The sequence below is a fragment of the Nocardia sp. CC201C genome, assembly GCF_030010695.1.
Lineage (GTDB): Bacteria > Actinomycetota > Actinomycetes > Mycobacteriales > Mycobacteriaceae > Nocardia > Nocardia otitidiscaviarum.
Window position 1 is genome coordinate 1 of sequence record NZ_JASCXP010000557.1, and the last position, 3,786, is coordinate 3,786.

Annotated in this window: 5 protein-coding genes; all 5 read right to left on the reverse strand. The window is 72.1% G+C overall.

Features of this window, described 5'->3' with window-relative positions; all coding sequences use genetic code 11:
• Positions 1 to 83: 83 nt before the first annotated feature.
• The 5 genes from QK444_RS33910 to folP all read right to left on the reverse strand — a co-directional run bounded on the left by QK444_RS33910 (position 84) and on the right by folP (position 3,679).
• Complete coding sequence (locus QK444_RS33910; RefSeq protein WP_282786103.1) at positions 84 to 1,283, reverse strand: DUF6779 domain-containing protein; 1,200 nt, start codon at positions 1,281 to 1,283, stop codon at positions 84 to 86.
• A gap of 69 nt (positions 1,284 to 1,352) precedes the next feature.
• Entirely contained in the window at positions 1,353 to 1,823 is a 471-nt protein-coding gene (locus tag QK444_RS33915) for a DUF3180 domain-containing protein (RefSeq protein ID WP_282786104.1), read from the reverse strand.
• Between the two features lie 109 nt (positions 1,824 to 1,932).
• Positions 1,933 to 2,463, reverse strand: coding sequence for a 2-amino-4-hydroxy-6-hydroxymethyldihydropteridine diphosphokinase (gene folK / locus QK444_RS33920; protein WP_282786105.1), 531 nt, complete (start codon positions 2,461 to 2,463; stop codon positions 1,933 to 1,935).
• Complete coding sequence (folB, locus tag QK444_RS33925; RefSeq protein ID WP_282786106.1) at positions 2,460 to 2,831, reverse strand: dihydroneopterin aldolase; 372 nt, start codon at positions 2,829 to 2,831, stop codon at positions 2,460 to 2,462. The genes folK and folB overlap by 4 nt, the downstream gene beginning before the upstream one ends.
• Entirely contained in the window at positions 2,828 to 3,679 is an 852-nt protein-coding gene (gene folP, locus QK444_RS33930; RefSeq protein ID WP_282786107.1) for a dihydropteroate synthase, read from the reverse strand. The genes folB and folP overlap by 4 nt, the downstream gene beginning before the upstream one ends.
• Positions 3,680 to 3,786: the final 107 nt, after the last annotated feature.

A 3,786-nucleotide genomic window follows, 5' to 3' on the forward strand; every position in this document is an offset into this window, starting at 1 on the left:
TGCCCCCCGGGGCGCCCCGGGGGGGGGCCGGCTAACCACTGGGGCCCCCCCCCGAGCCCGGATGCGCCGTGCGGTGCGGCTGGCTAGCGGTCGCCCTCGGAGCGCAGGTTGGCCATGATCTCGGCCACCGAGAGGCGACGTCCGCTGTCGGCCTCGGAATCCTCGTCGGCGCGGCGACGGCGGCGGGTGCTGGCGGTTCCGATGGGGGTGGGATGGGAGGCGGTCTCGCCCGCGACCACCGCGGTGGGTCGGGTCGCGCCGTTCGGTGCGGTGTCCCTGGCTGCGCCGGCGGGAGCCGAGACTCCGGTCGCGGTGCGGTCGCCATCCTCGCTGCCCGCGCCGTCGCCGTCCTCGCTGCCCGCGGCGTCGGATCCGCCGTCGGGGGCATCGCTCACGGCGACGAACCTGCCGCTGACGGCGGCCGTGTCGAGATCGGTGGCGGCGGGGCCGATGTCGGGGACGCCGATGTCGATACCACCGGAGATGCTGGGGTCCAGGGCCGCATCGGCGCGATTCTTGGAGTCATCGAAGGGGTCGAAGTCGTCGGCGGGGGCGGGGCCGAAAGCGGCGGCCCGGTCGGCTTGTTCGCGAATGGCGGCGTATTCGGCGCGGGCCTGGTCGTAGTCGGCGGCCGAGACGGCGGCGGTCTCGGCGGTCACCGGCTCGTCATCGGGGCTGGCGAAGGCGGGGGGCTCGGGGTGGTCGGGTTCGAAGACCGGAGTGACGGGGTGCCGCGACTCCCACGGATCCCAGGGGGTGGCGTCCTCCCAGTTATCGTTCGCCGCACCGAGCGAGGCGGTGGCGGGCGAACCGGGGAGTTCCTGGACTCGGACCGCGTCGGCGCGCAGCGCGGGGCGGTCGTAGTCCAGGTTGCCGTCGAAAAGACGCTGCAGGGACTCGCGTAGGACGGTGAGTTCGGCGCGCAGCGCGGCCAGTTCGGCGGCGTCGGCGCCCACCTCTTGGCGGACCCGGGACTCGACACCGAGCTCGTATTCGCGGCGGGCGGCAACCTCGCGTTCCAACTGCAGGTGGTAGACCTTCTGGAGGTCACCGACTTTCGCCTTGTCGACGGCCGCCTCCCTGCGATAACGCGTCGCGGCGAGGGCTCCGATGGCGGCGGCCCAGAGGGCCGCCACCAGTCCGATGCGCACGAATTGGACGTTGTCGCTGAAGACCAGGAACACACTGGCAACCAGACCCAGAAGGATCAGAACACCGGTGAAGAACTTTCCCGCGTCCTCCCGCCGGCGACGGGAAGCACTGCTCCGGGAGGGTGAAACCATGTCCGCCAGCGTAGCTTGTCCGAGACGGTCAGATGCCCAGGTTGCCTGCGATTCCCGGCAAAACGTTAGCTAAGATGTTGCCGCTTCGTCCGGGGGTTCACTCGGCGCGCGACAGCAATACTCCAGCCACAGCGCGGCGGCCACCAGCGCCGCACCGGCGAGCAGCCCCACCACCGCCCCCGGGGTATCCGCCTCCGCCGCACGCAGTTCCGAGCGCTGCGGCAGCACCCAGATCAGGAAGCCCAGCCACACACCCGCCACCAGCGATCCCACCTGCGCCGACGCCTTGGCCAGCGCCACCGCCCGCGCGGCCGTGATCGGATGCAGCTGCCGCGAATCGCTGCCGATCCGCCCGTCCCCCACCCGCGCCCGAATGATGAACGCCAACACCACCTCCAGCACCGCCACCGGCAGCAGGGACGCCCCCGCGAACACCGAGATGGGCGGGAAGCTCGAATAGGCCGCCCGCGTGGCGATCCAGGCCACGATCGCGGCCAGCAGCACATTCGCGAACAGATCAAGTACCCGCGTCGGTCTCACAGCATCCGCTCCGATGACGAGAACAGGTGGCGCGGCGGCTCCGAAACGACCTCCGCGCCCGAGGAACTCGGCCGCACGGCGGGCGACACCACGATCGACGGCCGCCCCATCATGGCCGCCCCAATGACAACGCGGTCCTGCGGACGCCGTCCACCTCGGCGGAATCCAAGTCCGCCAACCACGCTCGCACCGGGCGCGTCCGCCCCGCGGCCTCGAGCACCGCATCCGGTTCCACGTCCAGCCACGGCACCAGCACGAAGGCGCGCTCATGTGCCCGCGGATGCGGGAGGGTCAGGCTCGGATCGGCGCTGCGCACGACCGCCGAGGCCCCGTCGCGCTGCCGCGCGGCCCAGACGATGTCCACGTCGAGAGTGCGTGGCCCCCAGCGGACTTCCCGCACCCGCTCGGCGGCCTGTTCCAGCTCCTGCCCCAGGCGCAGCCAGTCGCCGGGCTCCAGCGCCGGATCCTCGGCCAGCAGCACGGCATTCAGGTAGTCCTGCTGCGGCACACCGCCCCAGGGCGGGGTCGAGTAGACCGGCGACACCGCGAGCAGCCGGGGGCGCAGCGCGTCCACCACGGCGCGCAGGTGCGTCAGCCGGTCACCCAGATTCGAGCCGATGGACAGCACCACGCGGGTCACGGCGCCTCCCGGCGGCGGCTGGTGACCACCCGCACATCCTCGAAGCTGTGCGGGATCGGCGCGGCGGGCTTGTGCAGCACCACCTCCACGGCATGGACGCGCGGGTCGGTCATGACCGCGTCGGCGACCTCGGACACCACCGTCTCGATGAGATCGCGCGGCCGCCCGGACACGATCCGGACCACGCTGTCGGCGAGTTCGCCGTAGTGGATGGTGTCGGCGATGTCGTCGGACTTCGCGGCCGCCGAGAAATCGGTCCACAGCGTGAGGTCCACGACGAATTCCTGGCCGTCGCGCTTCTCGAAGTCGAAAACGCCGTGATGGGCGAACACCCGCAACCCGCGCAGTTCGATGCGATCGGTGCTCATCGGACGCCCCCGTCCAGGCGGCGGTCCGAGAATCGTTCGCGCCGACGGGATTCGGCGCGCCGCCAGGCATCGGTGACGGCGACGGCGTCCAGTGAGGCGCGCACATCGTGCACCCGGACTCCCCAGGCGCCCTGCTCGGCGGCCAGCGCGGAAATGGTCGCGGTCGCCGTCTCGCGCCCGTCCGGTGGACGCGGGCCCGCGGCATCGGCCAGCAGCGCACCCAGGAACCGCTTGCGGGAGGCGCCGATCAGGATCGGCAGCCCGGTGCCCACCAGTTCGGAGAGCCCACCGAGCAGTTCCCAGTTGTGGTCGGCGTTCTTGGCGAATCCCAGTCCGGGATCGAGGATCAGCCGGTCCGCACCGACGCCGCCGGCGACGGCCAACTCCACCTGGGCGCACAACTCGGCCCACACCTCGGCGACCACGTCGTCGTAATGCTCGGCCGCCCCGGTGTGCCGGTAGTCGGCCTCGGCGCGCCAGTGCATGAGAATCCACGGCAGCCCCGCCGCGGCGACGACCTTCACCATATCGGCGTCGGCACGGCCGCCGGAGACGTCGTTGACCATGGTCACGCCCGCCTCGACGGCGGCCTCGGCCACCCTCGCCCGCATGGTGTCCACGCTGGTCGGCACCCCGGCCGCCGCGAGCCCGCGGATCACCGGCACCACCCGCGCCGCCTCGGTCGCCGGATCGATCCGCACCGCCCCCGGCCGGGTGGACTCCCCACCCACGTCGACGATGTCGGCCCCGAGTTCGTACAGCGCCACCCCGTGCGCCACCGCCAGCTCGGGGTCCAGATAGCGCCCCCCGTCGGAGAACGAATCGCTGGTGACGTTCACGACCCCCATCACCACGCAGGAGCGCCCCCCGCGCGGCTCGAGCAGCCGTACCGTCACCACGCCCCCCGATCCCAGCACTCACCATTCACCGCCGCAGCACCAACCCTCCGCTGGTT